Raw genomic sequence first — 19261 nt, 5'->3', positions numbered from 1 at the left:
TTTATTTTACTATAAAATATCAATAAAAATCTGATGTTATTACATGAAGTTACATATCATGTTGATGGATTATTTTCAATACTGCATTGAACCGTATTTCAAAGTGGGCTTTGTTGTGGTGTGTCATCAATCTTGAGCAAATTCAATAAATCAGACTTTTCCTGTGGATTCAGTGCCTGTATCTGGTGGAATAATGCATCCATTTTGGTTAATGTCGGTTCAGAGGGCAGGAGTGGTGGGGGTTGGGTCTCATTCTCTGGTCCAGACTGCACCAAATCCTGATATAAGGTGGAAAGCTGCTGTTGTGATGCCTCCAGCTGAATTGGGTAAATACCGTGCTGATCCAGTTTTAGGCACTGATAATGCAGCCCATGTTCAAGCAATTCATCACGGTTGCCTGTCACAATGATTTGCAGGCGGGGAAATGCCTCATGCAAGCGCTCAAGAATTTCGGCACATGCATTCTGGTCCAACTGCATATCCACGTGGTCAATCAGCAGGATGCCCTCGCCCTCCAGGCATGGATCAAAGCTATGTTGATTGAGCAGGCATAATCGGCGGCTAATATCACCCACCAGCGCAATCCAGGTTTTTTCTGATGCAGACAGTTGCTGAAATGGCATCACCCGATCTTCATAACGCACCATCAGTTGCAGCTTGGGAACATACTGAATGTAAAGGTCTTGCAGCTTGGGAAAAACGGTATTCAGGCTGGTTTTCAGGGCATGCAGGTTGGGTGCCGAGAGCTGTTTGGGGTGCTTGACCAGTTCCAGTTGCAGTTCTTGTAATATTTCGGACTGATTCTGCTGGTTAAAATCGTTACCCATCAGGCGTCTGACAATATGGGCCGAGTGCGCATTCTCGACATCGCTGATTTCCCGCAACCATTCAAAAAAACGTGCAAAGGTGGTGTAGGGAATGGGTGTTAAATCATAGGCTGAAATGTCCTGCAAGGTGCCTGGCACATTTTTACTCTGTAGATTCACTTCGTGTACAAAACGTTCCGCAGGATAGTAGGCAATCATTGGCAAACCCAGCAAGGGGTCCTGTTGATTCATCTTTTGGTACAGGCTCACCATCTGGTCAAGCTGCTGGCTTTCAACCTGACTAATTCCCACCCCCTGACTGTTAAAGGTTTTGTAGAGTTTCCAGCTACAGCGTTGTGTGTCGGCTGCCTGTGCAGCGCTACTTTCAGTCAAGCCATGATTGAGTTCCTCACTCATGTGTACCTGAATCTGGATTTTGGCCTGTAGCCGAGTCAGCATAATGTCCTGATCCGCAATCACAACACCAGCAGTACGAATATCCTTATAGCGTGCCGAAAACCAGGTCAGAGCCTGATAGATATTTTTTAGAATGGTGGTTTTACCTGTGGACTGGTCACCCAGAATCAGGGTAATCGGATATTGTTCAGGTTGAAACTCAATGTTTAAGTCCCGAAACCTGCCAACATGCTTAAATAGAACCGATTCAAGTTGCATAAGTTCACCTCAGTCACGAGCGCTTTAACCTACGGACTGGCGAAGACTTGAGGGAGCGCTTTGTTTTAGCTTTAATTGTTGTATCAGGTCATAAAGATGATGGATATTTAAACTTACTTTAGCACGCGTACAGGCGACGTAAAGTAGTCTTAATTCCTCATCTGTAATTTTATGTTCCAGTCCGTTAATCTTGAACTGGTAATCATCTTCAATATGCACCCGATTCCATTCCAGGCCCTTGGCCTTATGCGCGGTTGAGATCACATAGTCTGCCTGTTCAATCGGGGTAATTTTCGCCAATGCCTTTTTCAGTGGTTCAGTGCCATGTTCATCCACCAGCTTGACCAAAGGCTTGATGTCACTGCCATCATTGGTTTCACAGTATTCATGCACATCATGCCATGAATTAAACCACGCCAGTTCAGGCACATCGGTAATGCGTTTGCCCTGTTTTAACAAACTCGCTGCATCGACAAATCGACTGAGTTTTTGATGGTCGGCTTGCAGGCTGACCTTATCACCATGCAGCAAGCCTGAAAGCAGTAATTCCATTGCACGCGCATTGGTACGACACAAAATTGCATCGCGCATTTTGGTATGCGGTTTATTCACCACACTCGATTTAGCATTTGGATTGCCCAATAACGGAACAGTTTCGTTTAATGCACCAAGCAGACTATTGGCAACATCGGCGATAGCGTCACCAAAACGGAATGAGGTGGTGAGACGACTTTCGGGCAACGGCATTTGCTGCATGGCGTTGATTGCGCCACGCCAAGCATAGATTTGCTGATGTGCATCACCCACATAAATCACTTGTGTGCTTTTCTGGCGCAGTAAAATGCCGAGCATCAACGGATCAGCATCCTGAGCCTCATCAAACAGCACATAATCGGCGGGAATGTTGGGTTCAGACAATGCCCAAAGTTTGAGGTAAATATCGTGACCAATCCCTGCCTGATGGTTTTGATCAATTGACTCTAACCAACGGCGTTCAACTGCTGGATATAAGTGCTGTTGTAACGATTCAATATCATCTTGATGCAACCAGCTTGGTGCTTGAATATGACGAGGTGCAGGGTATTGTGAGCTGGTCGAGCAGAAATAGCTGACCGCATTAGCAACTAAACTCGCCAAGCGGCTTGGCATCAACACATATTTTTCATAACGTCCGCCCATTAATCGCCGCAGGGTAATGGGTTCCAGACGATATTCTTTTGCGATAAAACTTGGGCTTAAGCGAGGTAGTCGTAATTTATCAGTCACACCACGCGGTACACTGCGGAAAGCCAGCGAGTGAAAGGTACGACAATTTACATTGCCGTGAAATTTACTTTGTGCTTCCGATGCAATGGCCTTGTTAAAAGCCAAATACATACCACGCCGTTCGGGCATGGCGTCACTGATCATTTGCAACGTCGTGGTTTTACCTGTGCCAGCATACGCAATCACTTTAAAGGATTGCCCTAAACGGGCGTTATCTATGGCAACCGCTTGCTCATAGGTGGCTTTGGGTTTTTCGATACTCGACACAGGAATGGGTTACGCCTCTTTACTACGGTTGGCTTTTTCAACCAAACCAGAAAGACCTTGGCGACGCGCGAGTTCATCCAGAACAACGTGTGGGTCAAGATCAAAGTAACCGAGCATGACGATACTGTGGAACCATAAATCTGCAACTTCATAGATCAGGTCGTGTTTATTTTCCAGTGAAGCATGCGCCGCATAATCTTTGGCCGCGATGATACTTTCCACGCTCTCCTCACCGACTTTTTCCAGAATTTTATTGATGCCTTTTTTGTATAGGCTGGCAACATAAGAACTATCTGCTTCAGCTTTTTTGCGTTCTTGCATCAAACGACCTAAGTGACTGAGTACGTCGACTTGTTCAGCCTGACCATGATCGTGTGCTTCTGTTTTGGCGGATGCGCCGTAAATTGCAGTCGGATCTTTCAGTTGAGCATCAACAATTTCCCAACCTTGAGGGGTGAGTTTGCGATAGAAGCAAGACTCACGACCTGTATGGCAAGCAATACCACCATGCTGTTCAATTTGCAGAATAATTACATCAGCATCGCAATCCAAACGAATTTCATGCACTGTTTGGAAATGCCCTGATTCTTCGCCTTTGTGCCACAATTTTTGACGTGAACGTGAGTAATACACGGCTTGATTTTTTTCAGCCGTCAGTTGTAATGCTTCACGATTCATCCACGCAACCATTAACACTCGACCAGTTTGATGATGTTGTGCAATGGCAGGAACAAGACCATTGGAATCAAATTTAACTTCATCTAACCAGTTTGACATGAGTGAAAAATCCATTGAGTGGAAAGCCGTTAGTGTAGCGTTTGTGGCTAGGGTTGGCTATGTGTGTTTGTTTTTATTTTGGCATACGCAAGACACTCAGATGATATGAGTGGTTGATTTAGTCTTTTTATTAAATCAGAAAGGATGCCTTGCTAAAATTGTATGTGCCGCCTAATTACAATGAGTTTGAAAACATCATTGCAACGTAGGTGGATCGTGGTCGAGTGAATAAATAAAAAGGGCAAATGTCATATACATTCGCCCTTTTCAAAAAGAATGACATGGATGCCGTGTTTAGAAGAATCCAGCAGGTTTAGTTGAATAACTCACCAATAAATTCTTGGTTTGTTGATAGTGATCTAACATCATTCTGTGGTTTTCACGACCAACGCCTGATTTTTTATAGCCACCAAATGCAGCATGGGCAGGATAGATGTGATAACAGTTTGTCCAAACACGGCCTGCTTCAACTGCTCGACCAGCGCGGTATGAAGTATGTGCAGAACGAGCCCAAACCCCAGCACCTAAACCATAGATGGTGTCATTTGCGATTTTGATGGCTTCATCAAAATCTTTGAACGTTGTTACAGATAGAACTGGTCCAAAAATTTCTTCTTGGAAGATCTGCATCGCGTTGTGTCCTTTGAAGACAGTTGGTTCGATATAGAAACCTTCCCCCACTTCTTGTCTAGCACCACCACCCGTAAGAAGTTCAGCACCTTCTTCTCGACCCATGTTAATACAACGTAGGATTTTTTCCTGTTGTTCTTGCGAAGCTTGTGCACCAACCATTGTTTCAGTATCAAGTGGATGTCCAACTTTGATACGTTTCACACGCTCAATGGCTTTTTCTAAGAACTTATCCGCAATACTTTCTTGAACTAATGCGCGAGAGGGACAAGTACAAATCTCGCCTTGATTGAGTGCGAACATTGCAAAGCCTTCAAGTGCTTTATCAAGAAAATCATCTTCTTGATCCATAACATCTTCAAAGAAGATATTTGGAGATTTTCCACCAAGTTCTAAAGTGACTGGAATAATATTCTCAGTTGCATATTGCATGATCAACTGTCCAACTTGGGTTGAACCTGTAAATGCAATTTTGGCAATACGAGGATTAGTGGCAAGTGGACGGCCTACTTCGACACCATAGCCATTCACAACGTTTAATACACCAGCAGGTAGAATATCTTGGATTAATTCTAAAACAAGTAGAATGCTTACAGGTGTTTGTTCTGCTGGTTTTAATACGACACAGTTACCTGCTGCTAGTGCAGGAGCAAGTTTCCATGCAGCCATGAGAATTGGGAAGTTCCATGGAATAATTTGTCCAACGACACCTAAAGGTTCGTGGAAATGGTAAGCAATTGTATCTTCATCGATTTCTGAAATGCCGCCTTCCTGTGCACGGATACAACCTGCAAAATAACGGAAATGATCAATTGCCAGTGGAATGTCAGCTGCCAATGTTTCACGAACTGGCTTGCCATTATCCCAAGTTTCCGCAACCGCAAGCATTTCAAGGTTTGCTTCCATGCGATCAGCAATTTTGAGCAAGATATTTGAACGCACTGTTGGAGAACTTTTATTCCATTCAGCCTTTGCTTTATGGGCTGCATCAAGTGCAAGTTCAATGTCTTCAACCGAGGAACGCGGTATTTTTGTAAATACTTTGCCATCGACAGGTGAAACGTTGTCGAAGTATTCTCCTCTTACAGGAGCTACCCATTGGCCACCAATAAAGTTTTCATACTGTGCTTTAAACTGGACTTTGGAATCTGGTTGATTCGGATCGATGTAACGCATATATATATTCCTTTGCTTATAATTGATCTTAAGCGTCTACAGCTTTGGTATAAGGTACTTTTGTACGCTATTTGACTAGCATATAAGGGTGAAGGTTGGAGAAAGGTTGGAAAGCATGCTCAAGTGTGAGGGATACACAAATGTTTACAAAACAAGAGCTGATACGGCAAAGACAGTCTATTGATCAGTTAAAGCATCAAAATAGCCTGTCTCCCCAAAGCGCTGAGAAGTTAGAGCAGAGTATTGCGAGTTCTTGGCAGCGATCAGTGCTGTCTTCAATTCCAAAGGAGCGTTTGGCAGCACCTTTGCTCAACCACAATAAAAAACATAAAACCAGTCTGGATAAGGCCTTAAATGCCTGTTCCAGTGAACTGGGCCATATTGCCGCACAATCCTCGATGGTGATCGCTGTCGGTGATGTGGGAAGTACCATTATATGGACTGCTTCAAGTACACAAATGCAAAGTGCCGCTGAAAAGGTACATTTCATTGCAGGTGGGCAGTGGGCAGAGGAGGTGGTTGGAACCAATGCTTTGGCCCTGTCATTAAAAACCCAACAATCCAGCTGTGTATTTTCCAATGAACACTACATGGAATCCATTCATGACTGGGTTTGTTATGCAGCCCCAATTATCGACCCTTATTCCAAACAGGTACTGGGTGTGGTCGATTTATCAACCACCTGGAAAAAACACAATAGTCTAGGGGTTCTGGCAGCAGAGCGTTGTGCCTCCATCATTCAAACCGCACTTATTGATCAGCAAAGGCAACATTTGTATATTCGGGCTTTTTCAACCCCGCAAATTTTCTTTAATGGTAAATCGTTGGTTCTTACACCACGTCAAATTGAAATTTTGGCAATTTTGGTGCTGTGTCCAAATGGTTTAAATCTAGAAAAATTACACCAGGCCCTATATGGTGAGCGTAAGGTCAGCATTGGCACATTGAAAGCTGAAATGTCACAACTCAGGGATATTCTGGGTGGGATGCTAGGTTCACGGCCCTATCGTTTATTGGCCGATGTGGAGGCTGATTTTCTTTTGGCGGAACAGGCGCTTGATTCTGGTTATGTGGCTTCTGCGCTACAGTTATACAAGGGGGTGTTTTTGGCCAAGACAGAAAGCCCTTTTTTATGTGCATGGCGGGATTGCCTGGAATCGCGTTTAAGTGACGCGATTTTTAAAACCACAGAAACGGATCTTTTACTGAAGCATGTTGCTCATTTCCCAGAGGCAATAGATGCGGTTGAACGCCTGATGGAGTTATTGCCCTCAGAGCATCCGGCGCATTTATCACTGCATAAGTTTAGAGATGTGTACTAGAGCTTGCGTGTGGCATTTCATAAAAGCTGCTGTTGACGTGCAAAGTGAGGCCATATTTTATTTTTGGTTTAATGATTAAAGAAATCAAATGTATATCAGGATATTAGTTCAGTGCTTATGAACTGAGATCAAGAATTTATAATAAAAAAAGTGGGAATATCACCAGTTGGCTATTCCCACAAAAAAGTAAGCTGGTTCTCGGAGGCTTTGACTTACTTTTAACAGAAAGGTCAGAGTGCTGCCTTGAAGATCTCCACAACCTGGGCGTGAGTCGCCTTACGCGGATTGGTCAGCATGCATGCATCCTTTTGGGCATTTTCAGCCATGATTGCAAGATCCTCAGTTTTTACGCCAAGTTCATTCAGGCCAGATGGGATTCCAATTGAGGATGATAATTCCCGAATGGCATCAATGGCCGCGAATGCAGCTTCAGTTTCAGTAAAGCCGTCAGTATTTACACCCATCAATTCTGCAATTTTTGCATAACGATCCTGACAGGCAATTAAGTTGAATTCACAGACATGAGGTAGCAGTACCGCATTGCATACACCATGCGGCAGGTTATAGAAACCACCTAATTGATGTGCCATCGCATGAACATAACCAAGAGATGCGTTGTTAAACGCCATACCCGCCAAATACTGTGCATAACTCATGGCATCACGTGCCTCAATATTTTCGCCATTGGCGACAGCGGGGCGTAACCACTGGCTAATCATGGTAATGGCCTTTTCTGCACAGGCATCGGTAATTGGATTTGCTGCTGTGGAAACATAGGCTTCTACCGCATGCGTTAAAGCGTCCATGCCAGTTGCGGCGGTCAAGCCAGCGGGTTTGGCCACCATGAGTTTAGGATCGTCAATTGCAATCAGTGGGGTACAGCGCCAATCGACGATTGCCATTTTTACATGGGTGTCGGTGTTGGTAATGATACAGAAACGGGTCATTTCAGATGCTGTTCCCGCCGTTGTATTGATTGCAATCAACGGTGTCATGGGAACAGTGCTTTTATCAATGCCTTCATAGTCACGGATATGTCCACCACCAGCCGTTACCAGGCCGATGCCCTTGGCGCAGTCATGTGAGGAACCACCGCCTAAAGAAACGATGAAATCGCAGCCATTGTCATTATAGGCCTGTACGCCATGATGTACATTGATATCTGTTGGATTGGGCTCTGCCCCAGGAAAGATATGGCTGTCTACGCCAGCATCTTTTAAATATTCTGCAATGGTATTGGCTACACCAAATTTAAATAAGCCTTCGTCCGTTACAATCAAGGCTTTTTTAGCGCCGAGATTTTGAGCTTTCGTTCCAATTTCTTTGGCACAGCCAGGGCCAAAAAGTGACACGCAAGGGATGTAAAAACCGTTTGTTTGATCTGCAATATTCTTAAAAGCCATGGAGTGATTCCTTCTTCCATAATCCATTGTTTGTTATTCAGTGATCTCATCACTGTAGGTCTAGTATGGGAGGGTTAAATTTTTTTCCCACCTACCAAAAACCTACCAATAAATAAATGGGGTAGCATTGGAAACAGGAGAAGTGGTTCTGATATCCAACACAACAGGGGGTAGGATTTTCTTGGAAATAGTTTAAAACCACAGTTGATGGCATAATATTTTAATTAAATCAAATTCTTAATTTGGTTTTTTACGAGCTGGATGGAAGAGTTAAAATCAGGCGTTCAGCAGGAAATGGTTTTACTCAATTGAAAGGGTTTGGAATATTAATCATTTATACGAAGATTTAAAACGGAAGTATATAAGTCCTTTCACTTGAATCTTTATATTTATTAACTGGCCGTGATGAGGAGCCAGTCGCACCCCATCATACTTGAAGCTAAAAAGTCCCTTGTTTATAGGCGGGTGTGGCTTATTTCATAATACGCCACAGCGCCAACAAGCTACTCAATACAATTAAGACAATTGAGACAAACCACGGCGTAATAATGGCAATGGTCAGCAAAATCAGCATGGTGCTGCCAAACATCCAGCTACGGCGTTGCTGCTGCTGCATTTGCAAACGCATCTGCTGAATTTCTTTCAGCTGTTTATCATGCCAGGCTGACTGGTTTTTCAAGCCATTGAGGCTGTCAATCAACAGGCTAGGCAAGTCCTGTGCGCCCAATAATAAATCAGGAATTTGCTGACCAATTTCCTTGAAATTTTTCACTGGATTCATATTGGCCTTGACCCATTCAGTGAGAATCGGTTTTGCCAGTTTCCAGATGTCCAGTTGTGGGTAAAGGTCAGTGCCCAGACCTTCAACATGAACCAGCGTTTTTAAAAGCAACATGAGTTGTGGTGGAATTTCCAGATGGAAACGCCGTGCAATATCCATCACCTGAATCAGGATGCCTGCAAAATCCAGTTGATCCATCGGCTTGGACACCATAGGGCCAACGGTACGACGCATTTCACGTGCCAGTGCATCCTGATCGGTTCCTGGTGGAATCCAGCCAGCCTGATGCACAATCTGAATCAACTGCATAAAGTTGCTATTCATCACCGCCAGCAGCATCCGAGCAACCGTCATCTGGTCAGACTTGGACAGCTCACCCATAATGGCACAGTCCAGTGCAATAAAGCGTGGATTGCTTGGGTTAATGGTTTCAACAAAGACATTGCCAGGGTGCATGTCCGCATGGAAAAAGTTGTCTCGAAATACCTGGGTAAAGAAGATGGTTAAACCTTTTTCAGCCAGGTCTGCACGATCCATACCCAAACGATCAAAGGTCGCGATATCTGAAATAGGCACACCCGTGATGCGTTCAGCCACCATCACGTCTTTACTGTCCATATAGACTTCAGGTACATACATCATGCTGGAGCCTGTAAAGTAATGACGCATTCGGCGAGTATTGTCCGCTTCTAGACTCAGGTCAAGCTCATTTAAAATGATCTGACGGTAGTCCTGAATAATCTCGGACAGGTGCAGGGCACGGGCAGCTTCCAGACGGTTTTCCAGCCAATTCCCCAGCCATGCCAGAATTTCAAAGTCCCGAAGAATCTGGTTGTGAATATCAGGACGGGTGACTTTTACCACCACCTCACGACCATCATGCAATGCGGCAGTATGCACCTGTGCAATCGAGGCAGCGGCAAGTGGCTGTTCATCAAAACGGGCAAACAAGGTGCCAACATCGGCCTTGAGGGATTCCTGAATCCGCTGTTTGGCCAACTGGGTGTCGTAGGGTTTGACGCGATCTTGCAACAACACCAGTTGTGACAACACTTCTGGCGGAATCAGGTCACGACGAGTGGAGAGCAATTGACCCAGCTTAATCGCCAAAGGCCCCATCTCTTCCAGTGCTTGCTTGAGTTTAAGCGGATTCTTTTTTTCACGGCTTGACCAAGCCGCAGGATGCATTTTAATCACACCCAAGGCATGTTGGGCTTTTACAGGTAATTCTTCCGCAGGAAATAAAGTGTCAAGGCGATAATGTGCTGCAATGCGCCAAAGTTCAAATAACCGTCTAACATGCGGAATCATATAAAATCTTACCTAGTCTTGTGTGGGGTTCAATAATTCCTCTCCTTTTGAGGGGGAGGTGAGGAGGGGCTGTGATTGGGCCTGTAATTGCTGAAATCTGGCTTCCAGACGGTCTACTTCCTGATTGAGCTGGCGGGTCTCCCGATTCAGGTCATCCATTTGCCAGCGTGGGGCAAATAAGCCGCTATCTTCTTTTAGGGCATCTTCAACAAAGAACAGATGGCTTTGCAATGAGCGTTTGAGCTGCTTCGGTGCAAGCTGAATCTTAGCCAGTTCATGCGCCAGCTGAGGACCAATCCACGGAGAGAGATGTGCGGCAAGGTCAGGTTCTGCCTGCTGTATGATACGCTGGATATCCTGCAATAAATGATAGTCACCTTGCAGTGGAATATTGCCAATCTGGTCCATATCACTGAGCAGGAGTTTGACTAATTCGACCACATTGGCGACATGCAGGGTGGCTGTGGCATCTGTAATTTTATTTTGGACATCGTAGGGACGCTGTTCAAATATTGATGGGGTTGGACTGTGTCCAGTCACGGTAGGTTCCAGACGAACTTTATTTTCATCAAAAAAAACATCAACTGAGAGTTGTGGGCTATCAATCACAATACGTAATAATTGCCCTTGCAGTTGATTGAGTTGAATACGTGTTATCGCATCCAAATCAATCACATGATGAATGATACGTTCGACTGCACCGAGTGCTAAAATCGACCACATATCTTAAGCCTTAAAGTTTGAATCCGCGGTGAACTGCAACAATACCCCCAGTGAGGTTATGGTAGTCACAGCTTTGGAAGCCTGCATTTTCCATCATGCCTTTGAGGGTACGTTGGTCTGGATGCATACGAATAGATTCTGCAAGATATTTATAACTTTCAGAATCATTGGCAATCAGTTTACCCATGATTGGCAGGGCCGTGAATGAGTAAAGATCGTAGAGCTTTGAAAATGGCTCAAACACAGGTTTGGAAAATTCGAGGATCAGTAAGCGGCCACCTGGCTTAAGTACACGGTACATGGCTGCAAGTGCTGCATCCTTATCGGTCACGTTACGTAAACCAAAACTGATGGTGACGAGGTCAAAACTATTGTCTGCAAAGGGTTCTAATGTTTCAGCATTGGCAAGCACAAAATCCACATTGGTACAGCCTGCATCAATCAGGCGGTCACGCCCAACATTGAGCATGGATTCATTGATGTCTGAGAGTACGACATGACCTTGTGGACCGACTTCACGGCTAAATACTTTTGCCAGGTCGCCTGTACCACCAGCAATATCCAGTACATGCTGTCCACGACGCACGCCTGACATGTTAATGGCAAAACGTTTCCAAATACGATGGATACCGAATGACATCAGGTCATTCATGATGTCGTATTTGCTGGCGACGGAATGGAACACTTCCGCCACTTTCTGTGCTTTTTCATCGCTGCTGACAGTTTGATAGCCAAAATGGGTGGTTGCGCCAACATTACCTGTATTGGCACCACGCGGCAGGTTGTATTTCGGTACGGAACCTGTTGGTGCTGAGGTCAAATCCTGTTGTAAAGATTGCTGTTGACCTTGTGGCGCTCCCTGCGGAAGCGGTGTGCTGAGGAAAGGACTGACTTTGTCTGAACCTGGGTTTTGCTCAACTTCTGGGGTGGGCTGTTGGTTTTCGTTAGACATTGTTTTCTCCTAAACTTTCGCTCTAGCGGCACGAATCAGCATGCATCATGACAGATTTTGTATTTTTTTACAGGGTCTAGCATATCATTGTTATGAATAATATACAGAAAGTCACTTTCCAAAAAGTGTTTTAATTTTTTATGTGAAGATGAAAAAAATCCCTCTTGGTAGAGGGATTGGAATAGTCCAGCATTTAACTGCGGAAAGGATCTGGATGCCCTGAATGGACTTTCTCAATGATCTCGCGTTCTTTTGCGGTAAATGTTTTGATAAACGTTGCAGCAGACTTCATAGGCTTCATTGCAGCAAAACCTTCTTGGATAAAATCGTACATAGGTTCAAATTGATATTTGGTTGCAATGCCTTTACACATTTTAAAAGCCGCATACATCATCGTAGAGCGCATATACTTATCTAATGTGAGACCAAGCTCGTCAAGTAATTGTAATTGTTCATAACGTACATCGCCTTGATCGAGTTTGACTAAGGTCTGGCGCATGATTTCATCAGTTAGTGGTGTTTCCAAAGGATAATCTTTGAGTAGTTGTTCTGCGACTTGTTCATCGAGTTGAGTGGCAAGTACAGCAAGACTGACCGATTTTGTTCCTGTTTTAATTGCATTTTCAGGGAGTAAGCTCTCTGCTTTATGTGCATATTTCAACAGGCGTTCGATTTGCTGTGCAATTGCCTCAAAATCAGGACCGCCATACAAACGATTGAGAAAATACTGTGCCATCAGTTGATTTTCAGGCAGAGCAAAAAATTCTTTATGGGTTTCTGCGATGCGTGCTTTCATCCACGCTTGTACTTCATGCAGACGTTGCTTAAGTGCTGTATTTTGGTGGTAATTCAGAGTTTGGTATTGTAATAAAAGATGATCAAATGCAGCGAGTTTTGACATATTCGAACTCAAATAAAATAAAACCAGAAAATCATAGGGCGCATCATAACTGAGAACCATGACAGCATAAACCCTAAATGTCCAACAATCGGTCAATATGTTCATGCACTCATTTTGTCTACAGAAATTGTACAAGGGCCTTTGTTGGTACTGGGCCGATTTCACTATACTGATTTTGTGATAATGAGCCGTTTAGAGCAAAACATGAGTGTCCAACAACCAAAATTTGAATTACGTGATGAAGACGAACTCTCGCTGGATCTGATAGAGGCCCAGTATGCATTGAAAGACAGTCGGGGCAAGAGCAATGCAAAGAGTGTCCTGATTCTGGTCAGTGGCATTGAACTGGCGGGCAAGGGGGAGGCGGTCAAGCAGTTACGTGAGTGGCTTGATCCACGTTACCTGAAAGTCAAGGCGGATGCCCCAAAGCTATTGACAAATAACCAGACATTTTGGCAATCCTATACACGCTTCATTCCTGCCGAAGGTCAGATCGTGGTGATGTTTGGCAACTGGTACAGTGACTTGCTGGCAACGGCAATGCATGTGTCCAAGCCATTAAATGAGGCGTTGTTTGATGGCTATGTTGAGCAAATGCGTGCGTTTGAACATGATTTGCAACATAACCATGTGCATGTGGTTAAGGTCTGGTTCGACCTGTCATGGAAGTCTTTACAAAAACGCTTAGACCAAATTGATGCGTCCGAACAACATTGGCATAAATTACATGGTTTAGATTGGCGCAATAAAAAACAATACGATACCTTGCAGAACCTCAGCCACAGGTTCACCGATGACTGGTTTATCATTAATGGCGAGGATGAAAAGTACCGCGACCAGTGCTTTGCACAATATGTTTTGCAAACGCTTCAGGAACTTCCTGACCATCAAACTAAAGTCACGGAAAAATGGCAACAAGCACAGATTCCCACAGCACTATTAGAACCTTCAAAACAAAGCTTAGATAAAGATGACTACAAAGAAAAATTGAACAAATTAACCAAAAAAGTAGCTGATGCATTACGTTACAACGAACGAAAAGTGATTGTTGCTTTTGAAGGTATGGATGCTGCAGGTAAAGGGGGAGCGATAAAAAGAATTGTTAAAAAATTAGATCCACGTGAATATGAAATCCATAGTATTGCTGCACCTGAACGTTATGAATTACGCCGTCCTTATTTGTGGCGTTTTTGGAATAAACTCAATGATGGCGGAAAAATTACCATTTTTGATCGGACCTGGTATGGGCGTGTGCTGGTGGAGCGTGTTGAGGGTTTTGCCTCAGTGGTTGAATGGCAACGTGCCTATGATGAGATTAACCGTTTTGAACAGAACCTTGTGGATAGCCAGACGGTGATTGTCAAAATCTGGCTGGCGATTAGCAAGGATGAACAGGCCGTCCGTTTCAAGGAGCGTGAACAAACCCCACATAAGCGCTTTAAGATTACCGAGGAGGATTGGCGTAACCGTGATAAATGGGATGACTACCTTGAAGCCGCTGCGGATATGTTTGAGCGTACCTCCACCGACTATGCACCATGGCATGTGATTGCGACGGATGATAAAAATACGGCACGAATCGAAGTTCTAAAAGCGATTTTAAAACAGTTGAAAGTTAAGTAAGACTAAACTTCTGATGAGTTCATGAATATGTGGAAAAAATTGTTAAAAATAGGATTAATTTTAAGCTCCATATTTCTGCTCGCTTTTGTTTTTTTTATTGGATTTTATCTGTATATGATTTATGGTGTTCATCCCTCTGATGAGGGCAAGACAAGTATTTCATGTATATGGGAAAATGGAGAATTAACAGCAGAAAGAATAACCATTATTCAAGGCAAAAGAGTCATGACACAAGCTCAGGCTGAAGATTGTGCCGATTTAACACACTCGATGAAATGACTGAATCACTGATAGTCGGCTGATCAGTCATGTTCATGTTTTAAGCTACAATCGTACTACGGCTTTTTTGCTGAATCCGTTTTGCAAGTGTGTAGCAGTCCTGAATATGTGCCTCGGTGATTTTACGCATCATAAAGTAGCCAAGGCTGGCCGCCACCAGTTGCCCACCCAGAGGAATGAATTTAGTCACCTGTTTGGTGGCAATCTTGGTGAAAAAACCATTAAATGTTTTTTTCATTGCGGTACGTGCCACCACAAAACCTGACAACTCGAAGCCACGTTTACGCAGTTCATCCCAGTGAACTTTCTTGGTCTCTGGGTCATAAACGCTGATATGTTCAGGTGCCAGGCCAAAACGTGCATTAATATCAGGAATGATCTGCGTGAGCATGCCTAAATCAACCACCACATCGAAAAATGGAATGGGGACAATGGCCGCGCCAGCAGAGCAGTAGGCGGTCTTCTTGGTACGCGCCAGACATTCATCACGGATTTGTTCCAGATTTAAGCCTGGGTCAATTGAATCAGGAATTTTTTCAATTTTCATAAAGTTATACCTAAAGTCTATCTCTTGGTCGTATATTCAAGCGCATTAAATGGTGAATTTCAAAAATTTTTTATTTCATGCTGTGTTTAACGTGACATAGTTCCACAAGCTTGTATAGTGATGATTATCTACTTATTTTTATGTATCAAAATAGTCGTTTATTGATGAGGTTGTATTAACGGATGGGTATTCATGTTATTCAGAGTCAACGCCTTGATGTGTTATTGCAAGGTGTGATGGCATCCATTACCCAACCCAGTGCCTCCCCGTTTCAGGTGTTTAAAACCCAGCATTTTATTGTGCCGAGTCCTGCCCAGGAGCAGTGGCTGACCCAGAAAATTGCTGAACAGCAGGGTATGACGGCCAACTATCAATTCCATCAAAGAATTCGTGGTTTCCAGTGGTATGCCTATCAACAAGTGTTGGAGAATAAAGAACAAGTCCGTAAGGCCAATATTCCGCGTTTGATTTTAAAGTGGCGTATTCATCAAGCTTTACAGCCTTTTATTCAACCCGAACAGAATACTGTTGTGAATGAGCACCCTTTATATTCAATTGTGCAACGGATTTATGACAGTGCCGACCAGTTGCAGCACGGCACAGAAAAACAACTAAAAAAACAAAGTATGCTGTATTGGGTGGCGGAGCAAGTTTCGCAGCTGTTTAATAACTACATGATTTATCGCGGTCATTGTCAACGGGGATGTACGGGCGTTTGCCGCTGTGCAAGCAACTGGCTGTCGGCATGGGGGCAAGATCATCCGCTGGATATTGAACGGCTAATCTCGCAAACTGACCAGCAGATGTCCGCATTTAGCCTCAACCAGACCCAGCAACTAGAAGCGTGGCAACGCTGGCTATGGCAAAACTATTTTCATGCCGACTTTGAGGAGATGCAAAGTATTGATGCCGATTTCTGGCGGATTCTGGACAATCCACAGACCCGCCAGCGTGCATTGGCACAGCTGCCAGATCGGGTGATTGTGTTTACCCTGCTGGACTTGCCACCCAGCCAACTGCAATTTTTACGCCGTCTGGGGCAGTATTTGGATGTGTTGATTTTGCACTATAACCCCTCGCAGGAATATTGGGCGGACAGTGTCGATCCACTGTGGAAACAGCGTTATGATTTGGGTGTTAAGGAACGTTTTATTGCCAAAAATCCTAATGCGAGTGATGCGGAAATCCAGAACTTTTTTGAGCAATTTAATTTAGAATTTAATGCCTTAAGTCGTGAATCACGACATCCTTTATTAACTCGTTTGGGCAAACAGGCACGTGACCATTTCTCTTTATTGTCACAACTTGCAGGAGGGGAAGAAGGAATTTGGGAAGATCTCTTTGTTGATTATTTTCCAGAAACCTTACTGGGTAAAGTCCAGTCCGATATTTTTTATCTGGCAGAACCTCAGGCAGGGCAATATGAGCTTGCATCGAATGATGAGTCGATTCAGTTGCATGTCTGCCATTCCAGTTTGCGTCAGCTTGAGGTACTCAAGGAGCAGTTGACCCATTGGTTATCGCAGCCAGATTCCGTTGCTCGCCGTCCTAGTGATGTGCTGGTGCTTGCACCCAATCTGGCTGAGCTTGAGCCTTTGATTCGTAGTGTATTCCCTGCTGTTCCCAATGAGCATGAAGTGTTTCTGCCCGTCAAGATTGCAGGCGTGGCTTCACTGGATGCCCTGAATGCATGGCGTGCGGTGCTGGGGCGTTTGCAGCTTACACAGGGACGCTTTGCCCATGATGATTTTGCCGACTGGCTCAATCTGTCTGCGACACAGCAGCGTTATGGCCTGGACTATACCCAGGCACAACGGATGCTGGACTTGTTGAGTGATGCAGGCTTTAAGCGTGGTCTGGACGCTGAACATTTAAAACAGAGCCTGAGTGCCAACGATCAGGACTATCGTTATAGCTTTAAATTTGCGCTGGATCGTCTGGCATTGGGAATTGCTGTGCCAGCGCATGTGTTGGTGCAGGATATACTGAGCTATGCACAGGTGCAGCCAGATGATTTTGAGCTGATTGGAATCTTGATCCAGATTTATCAGGATTTATCTATCCGACGCAATTGGCTGATTGCGCATGAGTTGGGGCAGCAGTCACCTGTTGAGGACTGGCTGAAAAAGCTCAAGGATGATATTCAGGAGTTTGAGCAAGCCGATATTGTTGCCCTAAAGGCCGTGCGTGAGATTGTGCAAAAGCAGGAGCGTATGCTGACTCTGGCGAGTTATTATGATGATGCTGAAACCCATTTGCGCCAGATTACTCTGCCGTTGCCGTATATCATTGAGGAAATTCAACGGACGCTGCAAAGCCAGTCAGCACAGGTTGAACCAACAGGGCAAATTACCTTTAGTCAGATTGGACAGATTCGCCCGATTCCTTATCGTCTGATTGTGCTGCTTAATATGGATACAGGCAAGTTTCCCAATCGGGATGCGCATATTCCCTTTGACTTAATGGATGCATTACGTCAGCAATTGGGTGACCGTTCTCGTCTGGAAGATGATCAGGGGGCCTTTCTGGATGCAGTGCTTTTGGCGGAGGAGCAACTCTGGCTGTTTTATAATGGCTTTGATGTCAATGATGGGGAGGTGCGTGAACCCTCCACTATTTTGCAGGCTTTTCGAGATCATTTGGCGTTGATTGTAAAACCGACTAGCAGTGAAGATAGGCCTCCTTTATCAGAAGCGGATTTAGCTGGATTGGAGGCATTACAAATCCCACCACAGCTTTATCCGCTGTATCATTTACATCGTCTACAACCATTCGATCCACTCGGCTTTGTTTCGGATCGACCTGTGCGCTTCCAAGATCAATGGTTTAAGGTCGCTTCACAGATTCAGCAGGTCAAAGGAGAGCGGCAGGCATGGGTGAATACCCGTTATCCTGTTGAACATGATGAGATGCTGATTCTAAATAGCCAGCAATGGATTCAGGATGTGGCGTTCCCCGCGCGTTTGTATTTAAAAACCCTGGGGGTGGAAAATTTAACGGCAACCGAACTGGTGGATCAAACTGAACCGTTATTGCTGGATGGTTTGGGGAAATATGCTATTCGCCATTTTCTACAGCAGCAGGATGAGCAGACCTCGGCTGGCATCTTGCAGGATCAACTCCCTGTTGGAAAGGTACAGCACAGTGCATGGCAGCAAAGCCGCTTAGAGCAACAGCGCTTGCTTGAACGTTTACAGCAGTATGCGGCAGCCCCGACACTCACCACACAACGGGTCTGGCGTATCTCAAAACAACTACAAATGGTTTGTGTCACGCCAAAACAGAATGTACAGGACTGGGTTAGTCTGGAAGCGTCGAGTGCGCGGGCTAAACGTTTTGTTAAGGTCTGGCTGGAGTATTTGTTGTGGCTGGCTCTGCTGAACGATGACTCCGCTACAGAAAAACGCCGTATCGTGGTATTTAGTGACCAAACCGTGATTTGTGAGGGGCTGGGTTCCGAACAGGCGAAACACTATTTAAAGCACTGGTTGCAACTATGGCAAGAGGCGCAGCAACAGCCTGTGGTGTTACCCGCAGCCTTGATCTTAAAGCCAATGGAAAAAGGCAATTCCCACCAATGGGTTGAGCAGGAGTCTCGATGGGTTCTGGTTGAAGACAGCCAAAAACAGGTTTTAAAAGATTGGAATGATACAGGTGATTTTTCTGGTTTTGATATGGCTCAAAATGAAGCGTGTAAATTGCATCGTGACTGGCAGTTCCTTTTGCAGGAACAGGATGCAAGTGCATTGTTGCACTATGCCTGTGATCATTATTCCCATGCCTTATACCAGCCTATTTTTGAATTTTTACGTGTGGAGTAAG

General features: G+C 44.6%; 14 protein-coding genes. 4 read left to right on the top strand and 10 right to left on the bottom strand.

The features are described from left to right. Nucleotides 1-98: 98 nt before the first annotated feature. The 4 genes from F988_RS01355 to exaC form a co-directional block, all read right to left on the bottom strand. A complete protein-coding gene (locus F988_RS01355) occupies nucleotides 99-1481 on the bottom strand; it encodes an AAA family ATPase (protein ID WP_004680690.1) in 1383 nt (460 codons plus the stop codon). Between the two features lie 24 nt (nucleotides 1482-1505). Then, nucleotides 1506-3014 carry an AAA family ATPase gene (locus F988_RS01350; protein ID WP_004680689.1) on the bottom strand — a complete coding sequence of 503 codons (1509 nt, stop codon included), beginning with the start codon at nucleotides 3012-3014 and terminating at the stop codon, nucleotides 1506-1508. Between the two features lie 9 nt (nucleotides 3015-3023). Continuing rightward, nucleotides 3024-3791, bottom strand: a complete 768-nt coding sequence (gene hisIE, locus F988_RS01345) for a bifunctional phosphoribosyl-AMP cyclohydrolase/phosphoribosyl-ATP diphosphatase HisIE (protein ID WP_004680688.1) — start codon at nucleotides 3789-3791, stop codon at nucleotides 3024-3026. 294 nt (nucleotides 3792-4085) lie between these two features. Beyond that, nucleotides 4086-5597: an acetaldehyde dehydrogenase ExaC gene (exaC, locus tag F988_RS01340; protein WP_004680687.1), complete on the bottom strand. Its 1512-nt coding sequence runs from the start codon at nucleotides 5595-5597 to the stop codon at nucleotides 4086-4088. A 140-nt stretch (nucleotides 5598-5737) separates the two neighbouring features. On the opposite strand from exaC, the gene F988_RS01335 reads away from it, so the two are divergent. Beyond that, on the top strand, nucleotides 5738-6919 hold the full coding sequence (locus tag F988_RS01335) for a helix-turn-helix domain-containing protein (protein WP_004680686.1): 1182 nt from the start codon (nucleotides 5738-5740) through the stop codon (nucleotides 6917-6919). A 230-nt stretch (nucleotides 6920-7149) separates the two neighbouring features. On the opposite strand, the gene mdh is transcribed toward F988_RS01335, so the two are convergent. The 5 genes from mdh to F988_RS01310 all read right to left on the bottom strand — a co-directional run bounded on the left by mdh (nucleotide 7150) and on the right by F988_RS01310 (nucleotide 12990). Next, on the bottom strand, nucleotides 7150-8322 hold the full coding sequence (mdh, locus tag F988_RS01330) for an iron-dependent methanol dehydrogenase (RefSeq protein ID WP_004680685.1): 1173 nt from the start codon (nucleotides 8320-8322) through the stop codon (nucleotides 7150-7152). A gap of 472 nt (nucleotides 8323-8794) precedes the next feature. After that, nucleotides 8795-10414, bottom strand: a complete 1620-nt coding sequence (locus F988_RS01325; RefSeq protein ID WP_004680684.1) for an ABC1 kinase family protein — start codon at nucleotides 10412-10414, stop codon at nucleotides 8795-8797. Nucleotides 10415-10426: 12 nt separating this feature from the next. Further along, nucleotides 10427-11137: a ubiquinone biosynthesis accessory factor UbiJ gene (locus tag F988_RS01320; protein WP_004680683.1), complete on the bottom strand. Its 711-nt coding sequence runs from the start codon at nucleotides 11135-11137 to the stop codon at nucleotides 10427-10429. 10 nt (nucleotides 11138-11147) lie between these two features. Beyond that, on the bottom strand, nucleotides 11148-12089 hold the full coding sequence (gene ubiE, locus F988_RS01315; RefSeq protein ID WP_004680682.1) for a bifunctional demethylmenaquinone methyltransferase/2-methoxy-6-polyprenyl-1,4-benzoquinol methylase UbiE: 942 nt from the start codon (nucleotides 12087-12089) through the stop codon (nucleotides 11148-11150). Nucleotides 12090-12282: 193 nt separating this feature from the next. Next, a complete protein-coding gene (locus tag F988_RS01310; protein WP_010589489.1) occupies nucleotides 12283-12990 on the bottom strand; it encodes a DUF8198 family protein in 708 nt (235 codons plus the stop codon). A 204-nt stretch (nucleotides 12991-13194) separates the two neighbouring features. Here F988_RS01310 and pap point away from each other — a divergent pair, with 204 nt between their 5' ends. After that, nucleotides 13195-14613 carry a polyphosphate:AMP phosphotransferase gene (gene pap / locus F988_RS01305; protein WP_004680681.1) on the top strand — a complete coding sequence of 473 codons (1419 nt, stop codon included), beginning with the start codon at nucleotides 13195-13197 and terminating at the stop codon, nucleotides 14611-14613. Between the two features lie 21 nt (nucleotides 14614-14634). Further along, nucleotides 14635-14892: a hypothetical protein gene (locus F988_RS01300; protein WP_228127715.1), complete on the top strand. Its 258-nt coding sequence runs from the start codon at nucleotides 14635-14637 to the stop codon at nucleotides 14890-14892. A gap of 40 nt (nucleotides 14893-14932) precedes the next feature. Here F988_RS01300 and F988_RS01295 read toward each other — a convergent pair whose 3' ends face one another. Next, nucleotides 14933-15439, bottom strand: coding sequence for a hypothetical protein (locus F988_RS01295; RefSeq protein WP_004680678.1), 507 nt, complete (start codon nucleotides 15437-15439; stop codon nucleotides 14933-14935). Nucleotides 15440-15621: 182 nt separating this feature from the next. Here F988_RS01295 and F988_RS01290 point away from each other — a divergent pair, with 182 nt between their 5' ends. After that, nucleotides 15622-19260: an exodeoxyribonuclease V subunit gamma gene (locus F988_RS01290; RefSeq protein WP_004680677.1), complete on the top strand. Its 3639-nt coding sequence runs from the start codon at nucleotides 15622-15624 to the stop codon at nucleotides 19258-19260. The last annotated feature ends 1 nt before the right edge of the window (nucleotide 19261 follow it).

Origin of the sequence: Acinetobacter parvus DSM 16617 = CIP 108168, from assembly GCF_000368025.1 — a bacterium.
Classification (GTDB): Bacteria; Pseudomonadota; Gammaproteobacteria; order Pseudomonadales; family Moraxellaceae; genus Acinetobacter; species Acinetobacter parvus.
Note: the sequence above shows the minus strand (reverse complement) of the source record. Positions and strands in the feature narration are given on the sequence as shown.